The organism is Streptomyces sp. NPDC056503 (assembly GCF_042794995.1).
Taxonomy (GTDB): Bacteria; Actinomycetota; Actinomycetes; order Streptomycetales; family Streptomycetaceae; genus Streptomyces.
Genome location: NZ_JBHTST010000001.1, coordinates 51,814 through 76,601, shown reverse-complemented (window position 1 = coordinate 76,601; position 24,788 = coordinate 51,814). Strand labels below are relative to the sequence as shown.

Sequence of the window (24,788 nt, the reverse complement as noted above, 5' to 3'; positions counted from 1 at the left end):
AAGCTACACGCTCCCCCGCCCCGCGGTCCGTCAACCTCCGCCGCCCGAAAGGGGGAAACGGACGCGCGAAGGGCCTCCCCGGTGTCCCGGGGAGGCCCTTCGCGTCGGTCGCGGACGTCAGCCCTTGGTGCTGAACGAGACCGCGAGGTACTTCTTGTCCAGCGCGGAGCCGGTCTCCCGCGCCTTGTTGGCGTAGGTGGCCGAGATGAAGAACCGGCCGTCGCCGTAGAGGAGTTCGGCGCCGGTGATCGAGAAGCTGTTCTCGATGGACCGGTTCCCCTTGTCCGAGGGGTTCTCCAGGAGCAGCGTCGACTTCATCGTGCCCGCGTGGACGGAGACGAGCTGGCCGCCCTTGTCGTACGGGGGCACCTTGTACGCGATGAGGTCGCCGCCGTCCATGCGCAGCGGCATCAGCGTGTAGCCGTCGCCCGCGTCGGCCTTCTCGGACGCCATCTTGCCGTCGGCGAGGGCGAAGGCGACGATCTCGTTGGTCTCGTCGCCGTACTCGCCGGTGGAGCCCTCGTGCTCCTCGGTCGGCAGGTAGAGCCGGTCGTCGCCGACGAGGACCTGCGAGCAGTCCTCGACCGAGGTGGAGCCGCAACGGGCCGCGTAGCGGTCCGCGTTGGCCGTGATCTTGGTCCGCAGCTTCCCGGTCTTCTCGTCGATGGAGAAGAAGTCCGAGATGCCGCTGCCGTCGTCGGCGGCGTCGCCGACGTTGGCCGCGACCACCAGCGGCTTGGTCGAGACGACCGCCGCGTACTTCACGCCCTGCGGCATCTTGAACTGCGAGAGGGGCTTGCCCGACTTCGGGTCCAGGTTCTGGACGAGGACGGACTCGGCGCCGTACTTGCCGCACTTGCGGACCGCGACGAGGCCGGCGCCGCCGCCGTACCCCATGTCGTAGCAGTTCTGGTCGTTGGACTGGGGCTTCCAGCGCACCTTGCCGGTGGCCGCGTCGAAGGCCGCGCCGCCGTCGGTGCCGCCGGCCGCGACGGTGCCGCCGCTGAGCGTCACCTCGCTGAAGCGGGCCTTCTCGTCGCCGCCGCCGCTGACGGAGGTGGACCAGAGCAGCTTGCCGGTGTTCAGGTCGAGCATGCCGACCTGGTTGCAGCTCTGGTAGTAGCGGGGCGCGACGCGCTTCTTCTCCTCGAAGAGGATCGGCACCTTGTTGTCCTCGGTCTTGTGCCGGGACGCGCCGCAGACCTGGCCGGCCAGCGGGATGGTCCAGGCGACCGTGCCCTTGTCGATGTCGTAGCCGACGACCGAGTCGACGCCCGTCTTCACGAAGGTCTTGTCGGTCAGCCAGGAGCCGTCGACGGGCGTGGTGTCGGGCACCGTGGGGACGTCGATCCGGAAGGCGAGGCGGGCGCCGGTCTTCTCGCCCGGCTTCTCCTTGCCGTCGCCGCCCAGACCGCTGTCGGAGCCGCCGCCGGTGGTGGCGCCGGAGGCGTCTCCGCCGCCGTTCGGGGACTGGCTGGTGCCGCCCGTGGGCTTGGCGTCCGGAGCCGGGTCCGAGCCGGAGTTGGCGTACCAGACGCCGCCGCCGACGATCAGGGCGACGGCCACGACCGCCGCGATGATGATCTGCGTCTGCGCGGACGGCTTCCGGCCGCCGCCGCCCGGCGCGGGCGCCGGGACGTGCTGCTGGGGCTGGGTCGGGTAGCCGTACGGCTGCTGGGGCTGGGTCGGGTAGCCGTACGGCGGCGGGACCGGCTGCTGGTGCTGCGGCGGCTGCTCCGGGTAGCCGTAGCCGGGCTGTCCCTGCGGGGCCTGCGGGTAGCCGTAGCCGGGCTCGCCCTGCGGCTGCTGCGGGTAGCCGTAGCCGGGCTGTCCCTGCGGCGGGGGCGGGGGCGTCGGCACGCCGAAGCCGCCCTGGCCCTGGCCCGGATCCTGCGGGGCGCCGAAGCCGCCCGGGGGCGGCGGGTAGCCGCCCGGGGGCTGGTTCGGCGGCGGAGGGGGTGGCTGGGTCATCGGTCCGCGTACCTCACTTGCTGAAGCCCATCATCGTCTTGGTCTCCTTCTCCTCGGCGTCGCTGGTCGCCGAGACCCGCCCCGCCGCCACCACGAAGGTGCCGTTGCCGTAGGCGTAGCCCGCGCTGAAGAAGCCGCTCTCGATCTGCGCGACCGAGACCGGGTGCTTGAGCAGGATCTTCGGCGCGCCGCCGGCCGGGGCGATCGTCGCGACCGCGCCGCCCTTGTCGTACTTGGGCGCGACGTAGACCAGGACCTCGCCGCCCTCCATGCCCAGCGGCGTCATCTGCTGCTCGGCGGGGGCCTTCGAGCGCCACTTGGGCTTGCCGGTCTTGAGGTCGAAGGCGACGACCTCGTTGGAGGTGCCGTAGGAGGTGTCGGTCGCCATGTAGAAGGTGTCGCCGGCTGCGGCGACGCCGGTGCAGCCCTGGAGGTTGCGGCCGAAGATGACCAGGCCGCCGCCGCAGCGCGGGGCGTACTTGTCCTTGCCGCCCTGGATCTCGGAGCGCACCGAGCCGTTCGGGTTGAGCGCGACGATCGACCACTTCTTCTGCTCGCGCTGGAAGGCGGAGACGACGAGCGGGTTCACCGAGTAGACCTTGTCGACCTCCCAGGTGGCGGCCAGGCGGTAGGTCCACTTGGCCTTGCCCGTGTTGGGGTCGACCTCGCTGATCGTGTGCTGTTCCTTGTTCACGTCCGCGGTGCGGCACTGGCTGGCCGCGACCAGCTTGGTGGCGTCGCCCGCGTAGGCGTACGGCTTGCAGTCGCCGGTGGGGCCGGTGAAGACCTGGCGGCCGTCGGTGAGGGAGAAGCCGTAGGCGCTGCTGCTGCCGGCCGCGGTGACCGTGTTGGCGCCGATGGCGAGGGTGTTGTCGGAGAAGGCGAAGAGCCCTTCGGGCTTCGGGACGGCCTTCTTCCAGCCCGCCTTGCCGGACTTGAGGTCGATCTGCTGGAGCATCGTGCACTTGGCGCCGTCCTTGGCGCTCTCCTCGTACCCGAAGACCATGATGCCGTTCGCGCCCGGCTGGGCCGGGGCCGCGCACAGCTTGAAGGGCAGGTCGACCTGCCACTTCTTGGCGCCGTCGGAGAGGCTGTAGCCGGAGACGCCCTTGTACATCGCCTTGACGACGGTGTCGCCGACGATCCAGGGGCCGAAGACCTCGGAGCCGTTGCGGGGCAGGTCGACGTCGTTGGTGGTGAGGAAGTTGACCTTCGCCTCGCCCTCCTGGCGGGCCGCGTTGAGGTCGTCCTCGCCGCCCTTGTCGCCGCCGGAGCCGTCGCCCTCGTCGGCCGACTCGCTCGGCTTGGGGTCGGCGGTGGTGGTGCCGGTGCTGCTCGTCGGCGACTGCGCGATGGTCGGCTTGTCGTCGTCACCACCGCCGACGACGGCCCAGGTGGTGACACCGGCGACGAGCACGACGGCGGCCGCGACGATCGCGACGAGGCCGGTACGGCCCTTGAACGGGCCCCCGCCGGAACCGCCGCCCGGGGCGGGCGCGCCCGGGTAGGCCGGCTGGGTCTGCCCCGGGTAGCCGCCGTAGGGGTTCGGCTGCTGGCCGTACGGACCGGGCTGCTGGCCGTACGGGCCGGGCTGCGGGGCCTGCTGCGGGTAGCCGTACGGGGGCGGGACGGGCTGCTGGTGCTGCGGCTGCTGCGGGTATCCGTAGCCGGGCTGTCCCTGCGGCGGCTGGCCGGGAGCCTGCGGCGGCTGGGCCGGTGCCTGCGGCGGGACCGGCGGCATCTGCGGCGGCTGGGCCGGCATCTGCGGCGGGGTCGCCGGCGGGACGGGCGGCATGCCGCCCTGGTTCGGATCCTGGGGAGCTCCGAAGCCCCCCGGCGGCTGGTTGCTGGGCGGCTGGGTCATCAGCGCTTCCCCCTTGCTGTGAGCGGGTTTTCTTTCTACCACTCGCCCACCGGCGCAAAAGCGACCGGTCCATCCCTTGTGCCCAAGGGAGGACCGGCCTGTGATGTCCTCGTTATGCGTTCTCTGCCAGTTCGAGCCAGCGCAGCTCCAACTCTTCACGTTCTCCAGAAAGTTCTCGCAACTCGGCGTCGAGCTTCGCGACCTTCTCGAAATCGGTCGCGTTCTCGGCGATCTGCGTGTGCAGCTTCGCCTCCCGCTCGGAGATCTTGTCGAGCTGCCGCTCGACCTTCTGGAGCTCCTTCTTCGCGGCGCGCGCGTCCGCCGCGGAGACGCCGGACGCCGGCTGGGCCGGGGCGGCGGGGGCCGCCGGGACGGCCGCCTCGATCATCCGCCGGCGCCGCTCCAGGTACTCGTCGATGCCGCGCGGCAGCATCCGCAGGGCCCGGTCGCCGAGCAGGGCGAAGGTCCGGTCGGTGGTGCGCTCCAGGAAGAAGCGGTCGTGGGAGATGACGACCATGGAGCCCGGCCAGCCGTCGAGGAGGTCCTCCAGCTGGGTCAGGGTCTCGATGTCGAGGTCGTTGGTGGGCTCGTCGAGGAAGAGGACGTTCGGCTCGTCCATCAGCAGGCGCAGCAGCTGGAGCCGCCGCCGCTCGCCACCGGACAGGTCGCCGACGGGAGTCCACTGCTTCTCCTTGCCGAAGCCGAACTGCTCGCAGAGCTGCCCGGCGGACATCTCGCGCCCCTTGCCGAGGTCGACCCGGTCGCGGATCTGCTGCACGGCCTCCAGGACGCGCAGCTGCGCCGGGAGTTCGGTGACGTCCTGGGAGAGGTAGGCGAGCCGCACGGTCTTGCCGACGACGATCCGCCCGGACGGCGGCTGCTCCTCGCCCTGGGAGACGGCGGCGTCCGCGAGCGCACGGAGGAGTGAGGTCTTGCCGGCGCCGTTGACGCCGACGAGGCCGACGCGGTCACCGGGGCCGAGCTGCCAGGTCAGGTGCTGGAGCAGGGTCTTCGGTCCGGCGGTGACGGTCACGTCCTCCAGGTCGAAGACGGTCCTGCCGAGCCGGGCGTTGGCGAACTTCATCAGCTCGCTGCTGTCGCGGGGCTCCGGCACGTCCGCGATGAGCGCGTTGGCCGCCTCGATGCGGAAGCGGGGCTTGGAGGTACGGGCCGGGGCGCCGCGCCGCAGCCAGGCCAGCTCCTTGCGGACCAGGTTCTGCCGCTTGACCTCCTCGGTCGCGGCGATCCGCTCCCGCTCGGCCCGGGCGAAGACGTAGTCGGAGTAGCCGCCCTCGTACTCGTACACCGCACCGCGCTGCACGTCCCACATGCGGGTGCAGACCTGGTCGAGGAACCAGCGGTCGTGGGTGACGCAGACGAGTGCCGAGCGGCGGACCTGGAGGTGGCCGGCGAGCCAGGCGATGCCCTCGACGTCGAGGTGGTTCGTCGGCTCGTCGAGGACGAGCAGGTCCTGCTCCTCGATGAGCAGCTTGGCGAGCGCGATGCGGCGCCGCTCGCCGCCGGAGAGCGGCCCGATGACGGTGTCGAGACCGTTCTCGAACCCGGACAGGTCCAGCCCCCCGAACAGGCCCGTGAGCACGTCCCGGATCCTGGCGCTGCCGGCCCACTCGTGGTCGGCCATGTCGCCGATGACCTCGTGCCGGATGGTGGCCTTCGGGTCGAGCGAGTCGTGCTGCGTCAGCACCCCGATCCTCAGCCCGCCGCTGTGCGTGACGCGGCCGGTGTCGGCCTCCTCCAGACGCGCGAGCATCCGGATGAGCGTCGTCTTCCCGTCGCCGTTGCGGCCCACGACCCCGATCCGGTCCCCTTCGGAGACGCCGAGCGAGACCCCGTCGAGCAGGGCACGGGTGCCGTACACCTTGCTGACGTTCTCGACATTGACCAGGTTGACGGCCACGTTGACTCCAGTGCGGGGTGATCGATCGACGTACCAGGGTACGTCCCCGCGCCCGTCCGCGGCCCGCCGGCGACGTCAGGGCCGGGAGCGGCCCGGCCGGTCGACCAGCAGCCAGCCCACCAGGGCCATGGCGACCGCCGCCGGGGCGGTGACCCTGACCGCGATCAGGGTGGCGGTGTGGCCCTCCAGGAGGCCGCCGAAGCCCGTCATGGACAGCCCCAGGACGCCCAGCAGGGCGAGCGCGATGCCGAGGGCGGCCAGCGGGCCCGAGCCGCCGGTGCGGGGGACCGGGGACGGGGCCTCGAAGCGGCGGAAGACCGCGACGAGGAGCGCCGTGAGCAGGACCGCCGCGACGAGCCTGAGCGGCAGCTGCCCCCACCAGGCGGCCGTCGCCGGGGCCGGGAGCCGTACGCCGAGCGCGAGCATCCCGCCGTACACGCCGAGCATCGCCGTCAGGTGCCACAGGAACGCGGTCATCGCGATGCCGTTCGCCGCGACCACCGCCCGCCAGACCCGCGCCCGGGCCGCGAACCGCGTCCCCGGGCCGCGCAGCAGCTCCACCGCGCCGATCAGCCACAGGCCGTGGCAGAGGAGGGCCAGCGTCGGCGGGGCCATGTTCGACACCTTCTCGCCGGGCATCCCCACCATGGACAGCGGATACGGGCCGAAGGCCACGAGCAGGCCCGCGCCCGCGAGCCCCGCCGCCGCGAGCGGCGCCGGGCGCCGGATGGCCCCGTCCGCCCGCAGGAAGCCCAGCTGGTGCACGGCCAGCCACACGAAGGCGAAGTTCAGGAACTCGACGTACGGGACACCGGCGGCGAAGCGCAGCACGTCGACGAGGACGGCGGCGGCGGCGAGCCCCGCGAAGGCGCCCCAGCCGTACCGCTCGTGCGCCCGCAGCAGCGGCGGCGTGAACGCGACCATCGCGAGGTAGATCCCGATGAACCACAGCGGCTGGGTGACCAGGCGCAGCGCGACGCCGGTCAGCCCTCCGTCGGCCCCGGCCGCCTGGAGCGCCAGCGCCGCCGCGCCCCACACCGCGACGAAGACCATCGTCGGCCGCAGCAGGCGGCGCAGCCGGGCCCGCAGGAAGTCCGCGTACCGGGGGCGGGAGCGGTACGCCAGCGCGTGCGCGAACCCGCCGACGAAGAAGAACACCGGCATCACCTGGAGCGCCCAGGTCGCCACCTGGAGCTCCGGCACGACGGCCAGCAGGTTTCCGACCCCGTCGCCGGTCACCGCCGCCATCAGCCAGTGGCCGAGGACGACGACCGCGAGCGAGGCGACCCGGAGCAGGTCGACGTACCGGTCCCGCGTCGCGGGGGTGGCGGCGGCGAGTTCGCGTGCGCTGGTTCCCATGCGCTCACGGTCCCGCGCCCCGCCCGCCGGGGACAGGGCGCGGATACTCAGCCGGCCGCTGAGTACCGGCTCGGGTCGGGCCCAGGGCGGCCCCGGGGCCCGAGGCCGGACCCGGTCCCGGCCTCGGGCCGGGCCGGGACGGGCCGGGCCAACCGGCCCCATGTCGTCGGCCACGCGGGCGACCTCGCGGCCGGGGCTACCGGAGGCTTCGGATGACGAACCGTCATGTTCTCCTCGGATCACCCACTCCGCCCCGCCCCAGCCCACCCCACTCCGAGGAGAGACCCATGTCGGGACATCCACGCCTGGCCGCCGTCGCCGGCGCCGCCGTCGCGCTCACCGTGCTCGCCGCCGGCCCCGCGTCGGCCGGCGATCCGACCGTGACCGATCCCCGCGTCGTCGCCCACTTCGACTTCGCCGCCGGGCAGACCCCGGAGAACATCGCCCTCGAACCCGACGGCTCCGCCGACATCACCTTCGCCTTCGCCCACCAGGTCGCCCGCGTCACGAAGCAGGGCGCCACGACGATCCTCGCCACCCTGCCCGAGGTACCGGGCGCGCAGACCCCCGTCGGCGGGGCCGTCGCCCTCGGCATCGCCCGCGCCCACGACGGCACGCTGTACGTCACCTACGCCACCGGCGAGAAGGAGACGGGCATCTGGCGCGTCGCGCCCGGCGGCGGCGTGCCGGAGCAGATCGGGTTCTTCCCCGCCGACGCCTTCCCCAACGGCCTCGCCCTCGACGAGGACTGCGGCACCCTCTACACCGCCGACACGCGCCTCGGCACGGTGTGGAGCCTCCCGGTGACCGGCGGCGAGCCCACGGCCTGGGCCACCGGGACCGCGCTCGAACCCACCGCCGAGATCCCCTTCGGGGCCAACGGCCTCAAGGTCCACGACGGCGCCGTCTGGGTGTCCAACACGGCCAGGGCGACCCTGCTGCGCATCCCGATCCGGAAGGACCGGACCGCCGGCCCGGTCGAGACCCGGGCGACCGGTCTCGACTTCATCGACGACTTCGCCTTCACCGGGCACGGCGACACCGTCCTCGCCGCGCTGATCATGGCCGACAAGGTGGAACTCGTCCGGCCCGACGGCACCCACAAGACCGTGCTCACCGCGGCGGACGGGCTCGCCAACCCGACCTCCCTGGCGGTGCGCCACAAGACTGCCTACGTGAACAGCGCGGCCTTCTTCGACCCCACGGACCCGGACCCGAACCTGCTCCTGGCCCGGATCTCCAAGAACAAGCTCCGGTAGGTCCTAGAGGACCGTCGCGCCCGCCGCCGGCGAGGTCGCCGTGCGCGCCGTGCGGCAGGTGCCGGAGGCGACGAGGGCGGCGGCGACCGCGTCCGCGCTCTCCGCGTCCTTCACCAGGAACGCCGTCGTCGGCCCCGAGCCGGACACCAGGGACGCGAGGGCGCCCGCCTCCGTGCCGGCCGTCAGGGTCGCGGCCAGCGACGGCCGCAGGGAGAGCGCCGGGGCCTGGAGGTCGTTGGCGAGGGCGCCCGCGAGGGCCGTGGTGTCGCCGTCGCGCAGGGCTTCCAGGAGCGCCGGGGAGGCGGTCGGCTCGGGGATCTCCACGCCCTCCGCGAGCCGGTCGAACTCGCGGAACACCGTCGGCGTCGACAGCCCGCCGTCCGCCACCGCGAAGACCCAGTGGAAGGGGCCGGCGACCGGGAGCTCCGTGAGGCGCTCGCCCCGGCCGACGCCGAGCGCCGCGCCGCCGACGAGGCTGAAGGGGACGTCCGAGCCGAGCTCGGCGCAGATGTCGAGGAGCTCCTCGCGCGGGGAGTCCAGGCCCCACAGCGCGTCGCAGGCGAGCAGCGCGCCGGCGCCGTCGGCGCTGCCGCCGGCCATGCCGCCGGCCACCGGGATCGCCTTGGCGATGTGGAGGTGGACGTCCGGGGTGAGGCCGTGCCGGGCCGCGAGCAGCTCCGCGGCGCGGGCCGCGAGGTTGGTGCGGTCGAGGGGGACCTTGTCCGCGTCGGGGCCCTCGCAGGTGACCGTCAGGCGCTCCGCCGGGGTCGCCGTCACCTCGTCGTACAGGGAGACCGCGAGGAAGACGCTGGCGAGGTCGTGGAAGCCGTCGGGGCGGGCCGCGCCCACCGCCAGCTGGACGTTGACCTTGGCGGGGACCCGGACGGTGATGCCCTTCCCGCCGCCGTTCACGCCTTCGCCTCCGCGATCCGGGCGAACTCCTCCACCGTCAGCGCCTCGCCGCGGGCCTGCGGCGAGATCCCGGCCTTCACCAGCGCCTCCTCGGCGGCGGCGGGCGAGCCCGCCCAGCCGGCGAGGGCGGCCCGCAGCGTCTTGCGGCGCTGCGCGAAGGCCGCGTCGACGACCGCGAAGACCTCCGCCTTGGTGGCGGTGGTCGCGACGGGCTCGGCGCGGCGGACCAGGGAGACGAGGCCCGAGTCGACGTTGGGCGCGGGCCAGAAGACGTTGCGGCCGATGGCCCCGGCGCGCTTGACGTCGGCGTACCAGTTCGCCTTCACGGAGGGGACCCCGTACACCTTGTTGCCCGGTCCGGCGGCGAGCCGGTCCGCGACCTCGGCCTGGACCATGACGAGGGTCCGCTCGATGGTCGGGAAGCGGTCGAGCATGTGGAGGAGGACGGGCACGGCCACGTTGTACGGGAGGTTGGCGACGAGCGCGGTCGGCGCCGGGCCCGGCAGCTCCTGGACGAGCATGGCGTCGGAGTGGACCAGCGCGAACCGGTCCTGGCGCCCCGGCATCCGCGCGGCGATCGTCGCCGGCAGCGCGGCGGCGAGGACGTCGTCGATCTCGACGGCGGTCACCCGGTCGGCGGCCTCCAGGAGCGCCAGGGTGAGGGAGCCGAGCCCGGGCCCCACCTCGACGACCACGTCGTCCGGGCGCACGCCCGCGGTGCGGACGATGCGCCGGACGGTGTTGGCGTCGATGACGAAGTTCTGGCCCTTCTGCTTCGTGGGGCGCACGCCGAGGGCGGCGGCCAGCTCACGGATGTCGGCGGGGCCGAGGAGGGCGTCGGGGCCGTCGGGGCCGGTGGTGGTGCTCACCGGTACAGCCTAGGCCCTGTCCGGAGGACCCTGCCTCATCCGAAGAGCCTGCGTCCGCAGTGCGGCCACGGGCCGGCGCCGCGCTGCACGTACAGCTTCTTCGCCCGGAAGGTCTGCTCGGCGGCGGGGGCGTTCTGGGCGACCCCGGTGCCGCCGAGGGAGCGCCACGTACCGGGGTCGAACTGGTAGAGGCCGCCGTAGGTGCCCGAGGGGTCGACCGCGTTCGGCCGGCCGCCGGACTCGCAGGCGGCGAGCGCGCCCCAGTCCAGGCCGTCGGCGCCGGCCACGGAGGTGGGGAGCGCGCGGGTGCCGACGCGGACCTTGCGGGAGACGGGCTCGCGGACGAGCTCCTCGCCGGTGCGGCGCGGCTTCTGCCTCACCCCGTTGACGGACCGGAGGTGGTAGGTGATCCGGCGCAGGCCCGGTACGCCCTGTCGTTCGACGACCTCGGTGCCGGCGAAGAGCTCCGGGTCGCGGACGCGCTCGACGGCGTACGGGACGGGCTCCTCGCGGGTCTGGGTGGAGCCGGTGATCCGCAGCACGGTGACGGTCTGCCCGTCCCGGGGGAAGGCCTCGCGGGGGACGGAGGTGGTGTCCTCGCCGCCGAGGGTGATCCCGGCCTCGTCGAGGGCCTCGGCGATGGTGGCCGCGTTGGTGCGGACGGTCCGCTCGCGTCCGTCGGCGAGGAAGGTGACCGCGCGTTCGGTGCGGACGTCGAGCGCGAGGCCGGTCCGGGAGATCGCGGCGGAGCGGGAGACCGACAGGTAGGCGCCCTCGGCGCGGACGCCCAGCTGGCGCAGGGCGCCGTCGACGGTGTCGGCGGTGGTCCACACCTGGCGGCGGTACCCGTCGAGGGTGAGCGAGACCGGACGGCCGTAGCGGAGGACGATCTCGTCACCGCTGGCCAGCGGCTCGTCGGGGGCGGGGGCGACGAGGTCGTGCTCGCCGATCTCCAGGCCCTCGTCGGCGAGGAGCTCCCGCACGTCGTCGGAGAAGGTGTGCAGGGTGCGCGGGACGCCGTCGACGGAGAGCCGCACGGCCTTGTCGTCGGCGACGAAGGCGCTGGTGCCGCCGGCCAGGAAGGCGACGACGAGGGCCTGCGGGACGAGCCTGCGCAGCCCGTCGCCGGCCGGGCGGGCGGCCTTGCGGCGCCGGGCCCCGCGCCGGGCGGCGGCCCGGCCCTGCGCGGGGACGGGTGCGGGCGCGGGTCCGGGCCCGGGCACGGGGGCGGCGACGGCCAGCGGGGCGACCTGGGTGGGCTGCTCGTGGACGGGCAGCGTGGCCGCCGCCCCCCGCCGTGCGGCGCGGTGACTGCCCTGGGAAGTGCTCACGAGGCCGGGACCCTAGCCCCGCCGACGGTCACTCTCCACGGCGACCCGACCACGTTGCGTAACCGTTATGGATCAGTAATCGAAGGCGCGGGCCGTGTTCACGGCGAGTGCCTCCGCCATCGCGGTCTCGTCGATCCCGCGCACCGCCGCCATCGCCCGGACGGTGACCGGGATCAGGTACGGGGCGTTGGGGCGGCCCCGGAAGGGCGCCGGGGTGAGGAAGGGGGCGTCGGTCTCGACGAGGACGAGGTCCAGCGGGGCGACGGCGAGGGCGTCCCGCAGCGGCTGGGCGTTCTTGAAGGTCATGTTGCCGGCGAAGGACATGTAGTAGCCCTTGGCGGCGCAGATGCCGGCCATCTCCGCGTCGCCGGAGTAGCAGTGGAAGACGGTCCGGTCGGGGGCGCCCTCCTCGTCGAGGACGCGCAGGACGTCGGCGTGGGCCTCCCGGTCGTGGATGACGAGGGTCTTGCCGTGCCGCTTGGCGATCTCGATGTGGGCGCGGAAGGAACGCTCCTGCGCGGCCATGCCGTCGGGGCCGGTGCGGAAGAAGTCGAGGCCCGTCTCGCCGACGCCGAGGACGTGCGGGAGGGCGGCGAGCCGGTCGATCTCGGCGAGCGCGTCGTCGAGCGCCGCGTCACCGCCCGCCTCCCTGGCCCCCTGCCGCGACCACCCGTCGGGATCGCCCAGGACGATCCTCGGGGCCTCGTTGGGGTGCAGGGCGACGGCCGCGTGCACGTTCGCGTGGGCGGCCGCGGTCTCCGCCGCCCACCGGGAGCCCTTCACGTCGCAGCCGACCTGCACGACCGTCGTCACGCCGACGGCCGCGGCCTTGGTCAGCGCCTCCTCGACCGTGCCGGACTGCATGTCGAGGTGGGTGTGCGAGTCCGCGACCCCCACGAGCAGGGGTTCGGGCAGCGGCGGCGGGGCGTCCTTGGCACTCATGGCCCCGATCGTACGAGGGCCATGAGCGGGTCCGCGCGGCGGTTCCGGCGCCGGGACACGGAATCCCGGCGCGGAATCCCGATGCGGAATCCCGGTGCCGGATTCTCAGTGCCGGATTCTCAGTGGCGGGAGCGGAAGGGGTGGAGCAGGTCGGAGAGGTGCCAGTGGTGCGGGACCGGCGGCGGGGCCTCCCCGTCCTCGGTCAGCTCCTGGCCGATCGGTCCGGTCATCGAGACGGGCCTGGCCTCCTTCGCCCCGCGCCCGTGGTGCTCCATCGACGCGATCAGGTCGAGCACGGTGGACACCTGCCCGGCGCGCATGATCCGCACCACGTGTCCGCCGCAGTTCATGCAGGTCGGGTTCGAGAGCGGGGAGGGAACCCGCTCCCCGTCCGCCTTGTACACGACGAACGCCTGACCGCGCGCGTCCGTGTGGTGCTCTATCTCGTAGGACTGCTCCCAGCCGTACCCGCACCTCATGCAGGCGAAGGCGTAGGCCTCATGGGCGACGGGCGTTCCGGTGCCGGTGGTCTCGCTCATGCCAGCTCCTCTCCACTGGTCCAGTGGACGCCTTTTCGGGCCGGAGCGCATCAGCACGGAAGAAACCATGGAAAGACCGTGGAGCGGTTTTTGGCGTTCCCTTGCCAAGTGCTCCGTGAAGACTCCCGGCGCCGGTTTCGGCTTTGCCTTAAAGATTAGCCCTTTACCGATTCCGGGGCTCGGAGACCGTTTTCAGGACGCGTTCTTTGCCGCGACGACGGCATCGAACACCTCGCGCTTGGGCAGCCCCGCCGCGGCGGCCACCGCGGCGATCGCCTCCTTGCGCCGCTCCCCCGCCTCCTCGCGCACCCGCACCCTGCGCACCAGCTCGGCGGCGTCCAGCTCCTCGGGGCCGGTCTCGGGGGCGCCCTCGACGACGACCGTGATCTCGCCGCGCACCCCTTCCTTCGCCCAGGCCGCCAGCTCGCCCAGCGGGCCCCGCTTGACCTCCTCGTAGGTCTTGGTCAGCTCGCGGCAGACGGCGGCGCGGCGGTCGGCGCCGAACACCTCGGCCATCGCGTCGAGGGTGTCGTCGAGGCGGTGCGGGGCCTCGAAGTAGACGAGGGTCCGCCGCTCGGCCGCGACCTCCTTCAGCCGCCCGAGCCGCTCGCCGGCCTTCCTCGGCAGGAAGCCCTCGAAGCAGAACCGGTCGACCGGCAGCCCGGAGAGCGCGAGCGCGGTGAGCACGGCGGACGGGCCGGGGACCGCGGTCACCTTGATGTCCGCCTCGACGGCGGCGGCGACCAGCCGGTAGCCCGGGTCGGAGACGGACGGCATGCCCGCGTCGGTCACGAGCAGCACGCGGGCGCCGCCGGCCAGCGCCTCGACCAGCTCGGGCGTCCGGGCGGACTCGTTCCCCTCGAAGTACGACACCACCCGCCCCGTGGTGTGCACGCCGAGCGCCCGGGTCAGTCCGCGCAGCCGCCGGGTGTCCTCGGCCGCGACGATGTCCGCCCCCTCCAGCTCGGCGACGAGCCGCGGCGGCGCGTCCGCGACGTCACCGATGGGGGTCCCTGCGAGTACCAGCGTTCCAGTCACCCGACCATCCTCCCAGCCCGGAAAGGCCCGCGCCGACCCCGGGCGGGCGACCCGCGCCGACGAGCTGCGCGGGCCGGGTCCCTACGCGCGCACAGGCGCAGTCCCTACGATGGCGCGGTGACCCGTACCGCACCCGAGGCCCTGGAGGGCCAGCACTCCATGGCGAAGACCGTGGCCGAGGCCTCTTCGTGGCAGCAGCGGCTGCGGCGCTTCGGCTACCGTCCGCCCGCCGCAGGCACGCTCTCCATCGGCACGAGGGACCGGCTCGACCCGCCGTACACCCGGCCGTCGCCGCGGGTCATGTCGCTGCTCGGGTTCGGCCCGGCCGCGGCCGACCGGCTGTGGCGGCTGGCCGCGTGGGGCGGTCCGCTGTTCGTCGCGGCCGTCGCGGGCGTGCTCCGGTTCTGGAACCTGGGCAAGCCGCACGCGGTGATATTCGACGAGACGTACTACGCCAAGGACTCGTGGGCCCTGATCAACCAGGGGTACGAGGGGGCGTGGCCGAAGGACATCGACAAGACGATCCTGACGAACCCCGACTCGGTCCTGATCCCGACCGACCCCGGGTACGTCGTCCACCCGCCGATGGGCAAGTGGGTCATCGGCCTCGGCGAGAAGATCTTCGGCTTCGAGCCGTTCGGCTGGCGGTTCATGGTGGCGCTGCTCGGGACGCTCTCCGTCCTGATGCTGTGCCGGATCGGCCGCCGTCTCTTCCGCTCGACCTTCCTCGGCTGCCTGGCGGGCCTGCTGCTCGCCGTCGACGGCCTGCACTTCGTGATGAGCCGGACCGCGCTCCTCGACCAGGTGCTGATGTTCTTCGTGCTGGCGGCCTTCGGCTGTCTGGTCCTCGACCGGGACCGGACGCGGAAACGGCTCGCGGCGGCGCTCCCGGAGGACGAGGAGGGGGTGCTGCGCCCCGACGCGGAGATCGCCGAGACCCTGCGCCTCGGCTGGCGCCCGTGGCGGCTCGCGGCCGGCGTGATGCTGGGCCTCGCGGCCGCCACCAAGTGGAACGGCCTGTACGTGATGGCCGCCTTCGGCCTGATGACGGTCCTGTGGGACCTCGGCGCCCGCCGCACGGCCGGCGCGGTCCGCCCGTACCTCGCGGTCCTGAAGAAGGACCTGCTCCCGGCCTTCGTCTCGGTCGTGCCGGTGGGCGTGCTGACGTACCTGGCGACGTGGACGGGGTGGCTCGTCACCGACAAGGGCTACTTCCGCGACTGGGCCGAGAAGCAGGACCGGCTCCCGAACGGCGGCGGCACCTGGTCCTGGCTGCCGGACTGGCTGCGGAGCCTGTGGCACTACGAGACCGAGGTCTACAACTTCCACGTCGGCCTCACCTCGCCCCACACGTACGAGTCGAACCCCTGGTCCTGGATCGTCCTCGGCCGCCCCGTCTCCTACTTCTACGAGTCCCCGGCCCCGGGCGCCGCGGGCTGCCCCGCCTCCGCGAAGGAGAAGTGCGCCCAGGAGATCCTCGCGCTCGGCACCCCGCTCCTGTGGTGGGCGGCCTGCTTCGCCCTCGTGTACGTGCTCTGGCGCTGGGCCTTCCGCCGCGACTGGCGCGCGGGCGCGATCGCCTGCGCCGTCGCCGCGGGCTGGGTCCCCTGGTTCCTCTACCAGGAGCGCACGATCTTCCTCTTCTACGCCGTCGTCTTCGTCCCCTACCTGTGCCTGGCGGTGGCGATGATGATCGGCGCGATCATCGGCCCGAAGAACTCCACGGAGAGACGCCGCACCTTCGGCGCGGTCGCCGCCGGCTGCCTGGTCCTCCTGATCGTCTGGAACTTCATCTACTTCTGGCCGATCTACACGGCGACCCCGATCCCGCTGGACCAGTGGCGGGCCCGGATGTGGCTGGACACCTGGGTCTAGCAGGGCGAACGTGACAGGAGGGCGCGGCCGGTGGTCGCGCCCTCCTGGTCGTTACCGGTGGGCTTCGGTGGACATCCGCGTCTCGGCGGCCCGGACGCCCCCGCCCCTCCCCCTACCTGGTCGAGTACACCCGCGTGAAGGACATCCAGTCGTGCAGGGCGCGGTGGGTCGGCAGCAGCACGAGGAACATGCCGCCGAACACCACCCATTGGGCCACGTCGAGGGCCATGGGGTAGTCGCTGCGGCCCGCGAGCGCGTACATCCAGGCGACCACCAGGACCGCCGTGGGAACCCCGATGATCACACCCGACCGGATCAGCGCGCGCACGATTCCGGGCCGGGTGCCGTCGAAGCGCTCGACCCGCAGTCCCAGCGCCGCCTTGCCGAGGGTGCGGCCGAACAGGGCGTGCGCGAGCCAGTCGTAGAGGAGCCAGAGGGCGAGGGCGAACACCATCAGCCCGACGGCGATCGTGCCGACCGTCTCGCCGATCGCCGTCACCGAGTCCCCCAGGCTCTCCCTGACCACCTGACCGTCCAGGCCGGACGAGACGATCTCCGCCCCCTCGCGCCGCGCCAGCGCGCGGACGCGGTTGCCGACCACCACCTCCATGAACGGCAGAGCCGCCCACCCCAGGACCACCGTCGGCAGCGCGACGACGAACCCGTCGACCGTCCGCGCCCCGAACCGTCTCACCACGTACCCCGCCATACCGTCCCCCTCAGGTCAGCCGGGGGACATGGTGGTCGATCGGACCGGCGGCGACACGGCGAGAGCGGAAGGATTCACCCTGCTTGTGGACATCGCGTGGACACCACGCGTAGACCTCGGGCGTCGTCCCGGACCCGGAAGGCCGTCGAGAGCCCGTACGGGGCTCCTCGGGGTAACGCGGCGGAAGGCGGCGGGCGAACCGGTCTACTTGACCTTCTTCGGCTTCTTCGGCTTGTCCACATGGTCCTGAAGGACCACGTGTCCGCTGTCGCTCACGGCCGAGGCCGCCTCGATGACCGCTGGTGCGGCGAGGGCTCCGCAGAGGGCGAAGGCCCCTGCCGCGGCGGCCGCGCGCCTGCGTATCACGGCTTGCATGGGAATCACCGATCCTTCTCCAGGACCTCACTCCCATCATCCGCCGGCCCCGGGAGGCGGTCAAAGGGAACCCTTCGCGCGCGGTGGTACCGGTGGGGCGGACGTGACGGGTGTGGCCGGTTCGCGCTCGACACCTGTCAGTGGCGGCTGCTTGACTCGACGGTCCACACGGGGAGGGGAACCCAGACATGAGAAGTGGAGTCAAGGTCGCGGTCGTCGGGGGCGTTTTCGCCGTCGTCGCCGGCGGGGTCGCGTACGGGGGGTACAACCTCTGGAACGGGGTCACGGGCGGCTCGCAGGACGTCGGTACGCGGTCGGCGCCGCAGACCGGGCCGGTGACGGCGGAGGAAGTGACCGCCACCGCGCGGGACTTCCTCGCCGCCTGGGCGGCCGGCGAGTTCGACCGGGCGGGGCAGCTGACGAACGATCCGGTGACGGCGGGCCCGGCGATCGCCTCGTACCGGCAGGAGGTCGGCGTCACGGAGGCCGAGATCACGCCGGGGACGCCGACGGGGGCGGTCGTGCCGTTCACGGTGAAGGCGACCGTCACGTACGACGGGGTGTCGAAGCCCTGGACGTACCAGTCGAAGCTCGGCGTCGTCCGCGGCGAGTCCACCGGCCGCCCGCTGGTGCGGTGGACGCCCACCGTGCTGCACCCGAAGCTGACCGCCGGCGCCACGCTGCGGACCGGCACGGCGAAGATCCCGCCGGTGAGGGCGCTCGACCACGAGGGCGTCGCGCTGCCGCCCGAGAAGTACCCGTCGCTGGCGCCCGTCCTGGACGCGCTGCGGCAGCGGTACGGCGGGAAGGCCGGCGGCAAGGCGGGGGTCGAGACCTGGATCGAGAGCGCCGACGGCACGCCGGGCACCACGCTCCTCGTCCTGTCCACCGGCAAGCCGGGCGAGCTGCGCACGACGATCGACGCGAAGGTGCAGGCGGCGGCGGAGAAGGCGGTGAAGGAGTTCCCGACGGCGGCCGTGGCGGCGGTCGAACCGTCGACGGGCGCGATCCGGGCGGTCGCCAACAACCCGGCGAGCGGCTTCAACACCGCGTTCCAGGGGAAGCAGGCGCCCGGGTCCACGATGAAGATCGTGACCGGGGCGATGATGATGCGGTACGGGATCGCCGAGCCGGGCACGCGGGTCGAGTGTCCGGCGTACGTGGACTGGGACGGGACCCGCTTCAACAACCTGGGGGGCTTCTCCACCAGCGGCGACCTCACCAACTCCTTCGCGATGTCCTGCAACACCGCCTTCATCAAGGCGATCAAGCCGCTGAGCGAGAAGGGCGTCCACAACACCGCGCTCGGCGACACCGCCCGCACGTGGTTCGGGATCGGCGAGACCTGGTCGGTCGGCGTGCTGACCGAGGACGGGTCCGTGCCCGAGTCCAGCGGGTCCGAGACGGCCGCCTCGTACATCGGCCAGGGCAGGATCACGATGAACGCGCTCAACATGGCGTCGGTCTCCGCGACCGTGCGGAACGGCGGCTTCCTCCAGCCGTACCTGGTCCCGAAGGACGTGGACGGCCGGGAGTTCGCCACGGCCGAGCGGCTGCCGGGCGAGGTCGCCACCGGGCTGCGGAAGATGATGAAGGAGGCGGCCACCGGCCCGCGCGGCACCGCCGTGCGTTCGATGGCCGGAGTGCCGTCGCCGAAGGGCGCGAAGACCGGCTCGGCGGAGGTCGACGGCCAGGGGAACTCCAACAGCTGGTTCACCGGCTACTCCGGCGACCTCGCCGCGGCGGCCGTCGTCGAGGCGGGCGGCCACGGCAGCGACGCGGCGGGGCCGGTGGTCGCGGCCGTGCTGAAGGCGGGCTGACGGCGGACCGGCGGAGGCGGAAAGGAGGTCGCGTGCCCCGTACACCCACCGCTACCGTGCGGGGCATGACGACCGACACCTCCGCCGCCCACCCCCAGTTCGCCGCCGCCCTCGCCGAGTCGGGCCTCGACGTCGAGGTCCGCCGCTTCCCCGACGAGACCCGGACCGCCCAGCAGGCCGCCGACGCCATCGGCTGCGCGGTCTCCGAGATCGTGAAGTCGCTGGTCTTCGCCGCCGACGGGGTGCCGGTCCTCGTCCTCATGGACGGGGCCTCGCGGGTGGACGTCGAGCGGGTGCGGGAGGCGCTGGGCGCCGGGGAGGTCACGCGGGCGGACGCGCGCGTGGTCCGCGAGACCACCGGGTACGCGATCGGGGGCGTACCGCCCTTCGGGCACCGCGTCCGGACCCGCGTCCTGGCCGACGAGGGCCTGCTCGACCACGCCCTGGTGTGGGCGGCGGCCGGCACCCCGCACTCCGTCTTCGCCCTGCCCCCGAAGGAACTGATCGCCCACGCCGGCGCGACCCTCGTGGACGTGCGCGAGCGCACCGCGTGACGCCGCTGGTCGCGTGCGCGGTCCTGGTCGCGGCGGTCACGCACGCCTCGTGGAACGCCCTGGCCCACCACATCCGCGACCAGCTGCTCTCCTTCACCCTCATCTCCGGCGGCGGGGCCCTGATCGGGCTGGCGCTCGTCCCCTTCACCCCCCTCCCGGCCGCCGGGGCGTGGCCGTACCTGCTCGCGTCCGCCGCCCTGCACCTCGCGTACTACGCGCTGCTGATGAAGTCCTTCGCCCTGGGCGACTTCGGCCAGGTGTACCCGATCGCCCGCGGCACGGCGCCGCTGGTGGTCACGCTCCTCGCGGCCGTCTTCGTCGGCGAGGTCCCCGACGGCGGGCAGCTGCTCGGCGTGGCGGTGGCGTGCGCGGGTCTGACGGGCCTGGCCCTGTGGGGGATCCGCGGGAAGGGCGCGCACGGGGCGGCCCTCCTCGCGGCCCTCGCCACCGGCCTCTCCATCGCCCTGTACACGGTCGTCGACGGCGTCGGCGTCCGCGCCTCCGGCAGCACCCTCGGCTACATCGCCTGGCTGATGGTCCTGGAGGGCCTGGTCATCCCGGTGTACGCCCTGGCGGTCCGCCGCCGGGCGCTCCTGCCCGCCCTCCGCCCGCACGCGGCCCGCGGTCTTCTCGGCGCGGCCCTCTCGGTCGCCGCCTACGCCCTCGTCCTCTGGGCCCAGACCCGGGCGCCCCTGGCCCCCGTCGCCGCCCTCCGCGAGTCCTCCATCATCGTCGGAGCCGCCATCGGCGCCCTCTTCTTCAGGGAACGCTTCGGCGGACCGAGGGTCGCCGCGGCCGGCCTGATGGTGGTGGGCATCGGCCTCATGCTGACCAGCGGCTGAGGCGGGTCACGCGTCCTCGCCCAGGATCTCGCGGAAGTGGCTGTTCACGGCCAGCAGGCCGCCGTCGACGCGGAGGGTGGTGCCGGTGATCCAGGCGGCGTCGGAGGAGGCCAGGAAGGCGACGGCCGCGGCGATGTCCTCGGGGGTGCCCACGCGGCCGAGGGGGTAGGCGCGGGTGCCCAGGGCCGCGAGTTCCCTCTCCCTGCCCGACCAGGAGGGGGTGGCGACGGTTCCGGGGTTGATCTGGTTGACGCGGACGCCGAGGGGGGCCGCTTCGGCGGCCAGGGTGCGGGTGTAGGAGGCCAGGGCGGCCTTGGCCGCGCTGTAGGCGTGGTCGCCGAAGGAGGCTTCCGCGTTCACCGAGCCGATGGTGACGATCGCGCCCTCGGTCGTGGTGAGGCGCGGGAGGGCGGCCCGCGCGCAGTGGACCGCGCCCAGGAGGGTGCCGTGGAGCTGTCGCCGCCAGTTCTCGTCGGGGTCGTCGACGAAGGGGACGAAGGCGTTGTTGACGAGGACGTGGAGGGCGGGGAGCCCGCCGATCAGCCGGTCGATCGCCGCGCGGTCGGTGATGTCGAGGTGGTGCGGGGTCGCGTGCGGGAGGCCGGCCGCCACCGTGCGGGCGGCCTCCTCGTCGAGGTCCGTGACCAGGACCCGCGCGCCTTCCGCGGCCAGGCGGCGGGCCGTGGCCGCGCCGATGCCGCTGCCCGCGCCGGTGATCAGGGCCGTCTGTCCTTCGAAGCGGTTCATGTGCCCCATCAGAGCAGGGACTTGACCGCCCTCACCAGGGCCTGGGCGCGCGGGTCCGAGGTGACCGTCTTGCGCATGCCGTTGGTGACGTAGGCGAAGGCGGTGCCCGACTCGGGGTCGGCGAAGGCGAGGGAGCCGCCCCGGCCGGGGTGGCCGAAGGAGGTGGGGCCGAGGAGGGGGGAGCCCGGGCCGTGGAGCATGTGGCCGAGGCCGAAGCGGGTGCCCACCAGGAGGACCCGGTCCGGGCCGGCCGATTCCTCGGTGCGGGCCAGGGCGAGGGTCGCGGGGGCGAAGAGGCGGGGGGTGCCGTCGGCGAGGGGGCCGAGGGTGGCGGCGTAGAAGCGGGAGAGGGAGCGGGCGGTGGCGACTCCGGCCGAGCCGGGGAGTTCGGCGGCGCGGTAGGCCGGGTCGTTCTCGTCGGGCCTGGGGGTGATGACCTCGAAGGCGCGGCGGGTGAGCGAGGCGGGGTCCGCCCAGGCCTCCGTGACCGTGCGCTTGGCGCGGAGGCGGAGGGCGCCGGTGTCCTCGGGGGCCTCCACCGGGGCCAGGCGGCCGACGCGGTGCGCTTCCGCGGCCGGGAGGCCTATCCAGAGGTCCAGGCCGAGCGGGGCCGCCAGTTCCTCCGCCACCCAGCGGCCGATCGTGCGGCCGGTGACGCGGTGGACCAGGCCGGAGAGGAGCCAGCTGAAGGTGTGGGCGTGGTAGCCGTGGGCGGTGCCGGGCTCCCAGGCGGGGGCCTGGGCGGCGATCGCGGCGGTGGAGGCCTCCAGGTCCGTGGCCTCGGCGAGGGTGAGCGGACGGTCGAGGACGGGGACGCCCGCCTGGTGGGCGAGGAGCCGGCGGACCGTCACGCGGTCCTTGCCGGCGGCCTTGAACTCGGGCCAGTACGTGGCCACCGGGGCGTCCAGGTCGATCCGGCCGCGCTGGTGGAGGAGGAGCGGGACGGCGGCGGCGACGCCCTTCGTCACCGAGCGGACGATCTGGGCCGTGGACTCGGTCCAGGGATCGGAGCCGTCGGCGTCCCGCGTGCCCGCCCAGAGGTCGACGACCTTCGCTCCGTCGTGGTGGACGGCGACCGCCGCGCCCTTCTCGCCGCGCTGCTCGAAGTTGCGCAGGAACGCGTCCCTGACCGGTTCCCAGCCCGGCGCCACCGTGCCCTGGACGTCCACCTGACCCACTCATCCTTTCGTATGAACGGCACCCATGGTCTCAGGCGACGGAGCCCGGAACGAAACCGAAGGGAAGTTCGAGCCGGTGGCGGGCCATGAGCTCCTCGTCGGAGAGGATCTCCCGGGTCGGACCGTCCGCCGCGATCACGCCCTCGCTGAGGACGAGCGACCGCGGACAGAGCTCCAGGGCGTACGGCAGGTCGTGGGTGACCATGAGGACGGTGACGTCGAGCGCGCGCAGCACGTCGGCGAGCTCGCGGCGGGAGGCCGGGTCCAGGTTGGACGACGGCTCGTCGAGGACGAGGATCTCGGGCTCGGTGGCGAGCACGGTCGCGACGGCGACCCTGCGCCGCTGGCCGAAGGAGAGGTGGTGCGGGGGCCGGTCGGCGTACTCCGCCATCCCGACCCGCGTCAGCGCCCGCTCCACGACCGCGTCGAGCGCGGCGCCGCGCAGCCCGGCGGCGGCGGGGCCGAAGGCGACGTCCTCGCGGACGGTCGGCATGAAGAGCTGGTCGTCGGGGTCCTGGAAGACGATGCCGACCTTCCGCCGGATCTCCGCCATGTGCTTCTTGCCGACGGGCAGCCCGGCGACCGTCACGCTGCCCGCGCCGGCGGCGAGGATGCCGTTGAGGTGGAGGACGAGCGTGGTCTTGCCGGCGCCGTTGGGGCCGAGGAGGGCCACCCGCTCGCCCCGCCCGATGGTCAGGTTCACGCCGAAGAGCGCCTGGTGGCCGTCGGGGTAGGCGTAGGCGAGGCCGCGCACGTCGAGGGAGGGGGCGGTGGTCATGGTGGTCATCCCAGGAGGGCGAGGAGGCAGATCGGGAGGGCGGCGAGCGGCAGCGCGAGGGCGGCCGCCCACTGGGCGCGGGCGGCGGGCCGCTCGTCGAGGACCGGCATGGTGCCGGTGTAGCCGCGGCTGACCATGGCGAGGTGGACGCGTTCGCCGCGCTCGTACGAGCGGATGAAGAGCGCGCCCGCGGACTTCGCGAGGACGCCCCAGTGGCGTACGCCGGACGCCTCGAAGCCCCGGGAGCGGCGGGCGATGGACATCCGGCGCATCTCGTCGGCGATGACGTCCCCGTACCGGATCATGAAGGAGGCGATCTGGACGAGCAGCGACGGCAGACCGAGCCGCTGGAGGCCGAGGACGAGGGAGCGCAGCTCGGTGGTGGCGGCGAGGAGCACGGAGGCGGCGACGCCCAGGGTGCCCTTGGCGAGGATGTTCCAGGCGCCCCACAGGCCGGGGACGCTCAGGGAGATGCCGAGGACCTCCGTCTGCTCGCCCGGGACCACGAAGGGCATGAGCAGGGCGAAGGCGACGAAGGGGATCTCGATCGCGAGCCTGCGGAGGAGAAAGCCGGCCGGTACGCGGGCGAGCGCGGCGACCGCGCCGAGCAGGGCCGCGTAGACGGCGAAGGCCCAGACGGCCTCGCGGGGGGTGGTGACGACCACCAGGACGAAGCCGAGGACGGCGACGAGTTTGGTGTGCGGGGGCAGGCCGTGGACCGGCGAGTCCCCCCGCCGGTACAGCTTGTGCGCGTGCCCCGCTCCCATGTCAGACCCGGGCCCCGGTGTCGGCGGGCTGCCTGCGGCGGCGGGCGGCCCAGAAGAGGCCGGTGCCCGCGGCGAGGGTGACGCCGACGCCGATCACGCCGGCGAGGCCGCCGGAGAGGCGGGCGGACTCGACGCCCTCGACGCCGTAGTCGGCGAGCGGGGAGCCGGCGGCGGCGTGGTCCTCGGCCTTGGCGTCGATGCCCTTGTCGGCGGCGACCTTCTCCAGGCCGTCGGGGCTGGCGGAGGCGTAGAAGGAGACGACGCCGGCGAGGACGAGGGCGGTGACGACCCCGCCGATCCACACCTTCCTCGGCGAGCCGGAGGCGGCGGCGACGGGCTCCTCGGCCTCGGCCGGCGCCGCGTCGACCAGCTCGCCGTCGACCCGGAGCTTCAGCGGGGCGGTGAGGCCGCGGGCGCCGTGGACGAGGTCGGGGCGGACGGCGAGGACGGCGCCGACGGTGAGGGCGGTGATGACGGCCTCGCCGATGCCGATGAGGACGTGGACGCCGAGCATCGCGGTGAGGACCTTGCCGATCGGCACGTCCGTGGTGCCGCCGACGGCGTAGATCAGGGTGAAGGCGGCGGCCGAGGCCGGTACGGAGACGAGCGCGGCGACGAAGGCCGCGGCGGTGACGCCGCCCCGGGTGCGGGGCAGCACGAGCCGCAGGCCGCGGAAGAGGGCGTACGCGACGACGACGGTCACCACGCCCATGACGGTGATGTTGACGCCGAGGGCGGTGAGGCCGCCGTCGGCGAAGAGCACGCCCTGCATGAGCAGGACGACGGCGATGCACAGGACGCCTGTCCACGGTCCGACGAGGATCGCGGCGAGCGCACCGCCGAGGAGGTGGCCGCTGGTTCCCGCGGCGACCGGGAAGTTGAGCATCTGGACGGCGAAGACGAAGGCCGCGACCAGGCCCGCGAGGGGGGCGACCTTCTCGTCGAGTTCCTTGCGCGCGCCGCGCAGGGACACGGCGACCGCGGCGGCGGCGACGACGCCGGCGGCGGCCGACACGGGGGCGTTGATGAATCCGTCAGGTACGTGCACGTACCGAATGATGAGCGCAGCTGCAAAAGACTTGCAAGAGCGCCCGGATCACAAGACGGCGGATGTGAGGCCGGACACGTCAGGAGTGACGGG

At 73.5% G+C, this 24,788-nt stretch carries 22 protein-coding genes; 5 read left to right on the top strand and 17 right to left on the bottom strand.

Annotated features, from left to right (window positions below):
* Positions 1-117 precede the first annotated feature (117 nt).
* From ACFQ8C_RS00335 to ACFQ8C_RS00320, 4 genes are all read right to left on the bottom strand, one after another.
* Positions 118-1,971 (bottom strand): PQQ-binding-like beta-propeller repeat protein, encoded by a 1,854-nt coding sequence (locus ACFQ8C_RS00335; RefSeq protein WP_383450443.1) that lies wholly within the window; start codon positions 1,969-1,971, stop codon positions 118-120.
* 13 nt (positions 1,972-1,984) lie between these two features.
* On the bottom strand, positions 1,985-3,835 hold the full coding sequence (locus ACFQ8C_RS00330) for a PQQ-binding-like beta-propeller repeat protein (RefSeq protein WP_383450440.1): 1,851 nt from the start codon (positions 3,833-3,835) through the stop codon (positions 1,985-1,987).
* A gap of 112 nt (positions 3,836-3,947) precedes the next feature.
* Positions 3,948-5,753 carry an ABC-F family ATP-binding cassette domain-containing protein gene (locus tag ACFQ8C_RS00325; protein WP_383450437.1) on the bottom strand — a complete coding sequence of 602 codons (1,806 nt, stop codon included), beginning with the start codon at positions 5,751-5,753 and terminating at the stop codon, positions 3,948-3,950.
* 75 nt (positions 5,754-5,828) lie between these two features.
* A complete protein-coding gene (locus ACFQ8C_RS00320) occupies positions 5,829-7,112 on the bottom strand; it encodes an acyltransferase (RefSeq protein ID WP_383450435.1) in 1,284 nt (427 codons plus the stop codon).
* Positions 7,113-7,399: 287 nt separating this feature from the next.
* On the opposite strand from ACFQ8C_RS00320, the gene ACFQ8C_RS00315 reads away from it, so the two are divergent.
* Positions 7,400-8,371, top strand: coding sequence for a hypothetical protein (locus tag ACFQ8C_RS00315; protein ID WP_383450432.1), 972 nt, complete (start codon positions 7,400-7,402; stop codon positions 8,369-8,371).
* Between the two features lie 3 nt (positions 8,372-8,374).
* On the opposite strand, the gene ACFQ8C_RS00310 is transcribed toward ACFQ8C_RS00315, so the two are convergent.
* The 6 genes from ACFQ8C_RS00310 to rsmI form a co-directional block, all read right to left on the bottom strand.
* Entirely contained in the window at positions 8,375-9,283 is a 909-nt protein-coding gene (locus tag ACFQ8C_RS00310) for a 4-(cytidine 5'-diphospho)-2-C-methyl-D-erythritol kinase (RefSeq protein ID WP_383450429.1), read from the bottom strand.
* The gene (rsmA, locus tag ACFQ8C_RS00305) at positions 9,280-10,152 is read right to left on the bottom strand and encodes a 16S rRNA (adenine(1518)-N(6)/adenine(1519)-N(6))-dimethyltransferase RsmA (RefSeq protein ID WP_383450427.1); all 873 of its coding nucleotides are present in this window, start codon (positions 10,150-10,152) and stop codon (positions 9,280-9,282) included. The genes ACFQ8C_RS00310 and rsmA overlap by 4 nt, the downstream gene beginning before the upstream one ends.
* A gap of 35 nt (positions 10,153-10,187) precedes the next feature.
* Entirely contained in the window at positions 10,188-11,483 is a 1,296-nt protein-coding gene (locus tag ACFQ8C_RS00300; protein WP_383450425.1) for a ubiquitin-like domain-containing protein, read from the bottom strand.
* Between the two features lie 72 nt (positions 11,484-11,555).
* Positions 11,556-12,425, bottom strand: coding sequence for a TatD family hydrolase (locus ACFQ8C_RS00295; protein WP_383450423.1), 870 nt, complete (start codon positions 12,423-12,425; stop codon positions 11,556-11,558).
* A gap of 119 nt (positions 12,426-12,544) precedes the next feature.
* Positions 12,545-12,964, bottom strand: a complete 420-nt coding sequence (locus ACFQ8C_RS00290; protein ID WP_383450421.1) for a hypothetical protein — start codon at positions 12,962-12,964, stop codon at positions 12,545-12,547.
* A gap of 192 nt (positions 12,965-13,156) precedes the next feature.
* The gene (gene rsmI / locus ACFQ8C_RS00285) at positions 13,157-14,002 is read right to left on the bottom strand and encodes a 16S rRNA (cytidine(1402)-2'-O)-methyltransferase (protein ID WP_383450419.1); all 846 of its coding nucleotides are present in this window, start codon (positions 14,000-14,002) and stop codon (positions 13,157-13,159) included.
* A 117-nt stretch (positions 14,003-14,119) separates the two neighbouring features.
* Here rsmI and ACFQ8C_RS00280 point away from each other — a divergent pair, with 117 nt between their 5' ends.
* Positions 14,120-15,877 carry a dolichyl-phosphate-mannose--protein mannosyltransferase gene (locus tag ACFQ8C_RS00280; RefSeq protein ID WP_383450416.1) on the top strand — a complete coding sequence of 586 codons (1,758 nt, stop codon included), beginning with the start codon at positions 14,120-14,122 and terminating at the stop codon, positions 15,875-15,877.
* Between the two features lie 112 nt (positions 15,878-15,989).
* Here ACFQ8C_RS00280 and ACFQ8C_RS00275 read toward each other — a convergent pair whose 3' ends face one another.
* Together ACFQ8C_RS00275 and ACFQ8C_RS00270 are read right to left on the bottom strand one after the other, a co-directional pair.
* Complete coding sequence (locus tag ACFQ8C_RS00275; RefSeq protein WP_383450414.1) at positions 15,990-16,586, bottom strand: RDD family protein; 597 nt, start codon at positions 16,584-16,586, stop codon at positions 15,990-15,992.
* Between the two features lie 204 nt (positions 16,587-16,790).
* Positions 16,791-16,961, bottom strand: coding sequence for a hypothetical protein (locus ACFQ8C_RS00270; RefSeq protein ID WP_383450413.1), 171 nt, complete (start codon positions 16,959-16,961; stop codon positions 16,791-16,793).
* A 188-nt stretch (positions 16,962-17,149) separates the two neighbouring features.
* Here ACFQ8C_RS00270 and ACFQ8C_RS00265 point away from each other — a divergent pair, with 188 nt between their 5' ends.
* The 3 genes from ACFQ8C_RS00265 (at position 17,150) to ACFQ8C_RS00255 (ending at position 20,177) form a co-directional block, all read left to right on the top strand.
* A complete protein-coding gene (locus ACFQ8C_RS00265) occupies positions 17,150-18,781 on the top strand; it encodes a penicillin-binding transpeptidase domain-containing protein (protein ID WP_383450410.1) in 1,632 nt (543 codons plus the stop codon).
* Between the two features lie 65 nt (positions 18,782-18,846).
* Positions 18,847-19,335 carry a YbaK/EbsC family protein gene (locus ACFQ8C_RS00260; RefSeq protein ID WP_383450407.1) on the top strand — a complete coding sequence of 163 codons (489 nt, stop codon included), beginning with the start codon at positions 18,847-18,849 and terminating at the stop codon, positions 19,333-19,335.
* A complete protein-coding gene (locus tag ACFQ8C_RS00255) occupies positions 19,332-20,177 on the top strand; it encodes an EamA family transporter (RefSeq protein ID WP_383450404.1) in 846 nt (281 codons plus the stop codon). The genes ACFQ8C_RS00260 and ACFQ8C_RS00255 overlap by 4 nt, the downstream gene beginning before the upstream one ends.
* 6 nt (positions 20,178-20,183) lie before the next feature.
* Here ACFQ8C_RS00255 and ACFQ8C_RS00250 read toward each other — a convergent pair whose 3' ends face one another.
* From ACFQ8C_RS00250 to ACFQ8C_RS00230, 5 genes are read right to left on the bottom strand one after another with little or no spacing between them, the layout of a single operon-like run.
* Positions 20,184-20,924, bottom strand: a complete 741-nt coding sequence (locus ACFQ8C_RS00250; RefSeq protein WP_383450401.1) for an SDR family NAD(P)-dependent oxidoreductase — start codon at positions 20,922-20,924, stop codon at positions 20,184-20,186.
* A gap of 8 nt (positions 20,925-20,932) precedes the next feature.
* Positions 20,933-22,093 carry a serine hydrolase domain-containing protein gene (locus ACFQ8C_RS00245; protein ID WP_383450628.1) on the bottom strand — a complete coding sequence of 387 codons (1,161 nt, stop codon included), beginning with the start codon at positions 22,091-22,093 and terminating at the stop codon, positions 20,933-20,935.
* 40 nt (positions 22,094-22,133) lie between these two features.
* Positions 22,134-22,889, bottom strand: coding sequence for an energy-coupling factor ABC transporter ATP-binding protein (locus tag ACFQ8C_RS00240; protein ID WP_383450399.1), 756 nt, complete (start codon positions 22,887-22,889; stop codon positions 22,134-22,136).
* Positions 22,886-23,647: a cobalt ECF transporter T component CbiQ gene (cbiQ, locus tag ACFQ8C_RS00235; protein ID WP_383450396.1), complete on the bottom strand. Its 762-nt coding sequence runs from the start codon at positions 23,645-23,647 to the stop codon at positions 22,886-22,888. Before cbiQ ends, ACFQ8C_RS00240 begins: the two co-directional genes overlap by 4 nt.
* A gap of 1 nt (position 23,648) precedes the next feature.
* The gene (locus ACFQ8C_RS00230) at positions 23,649-24,695 is read right to left on the bottom strand and encodes an energy-coupling factor ABC transporter permease (RefSeq protein WP_383450394.1); all 1,047 of its coding nucleotides are present in this window, start codon (positions 24,693-24,695) and stop codon (positions 23,649-23,651) included.
* Positions 24,696-24,788 lie beyond the last annotated feature (93 nt).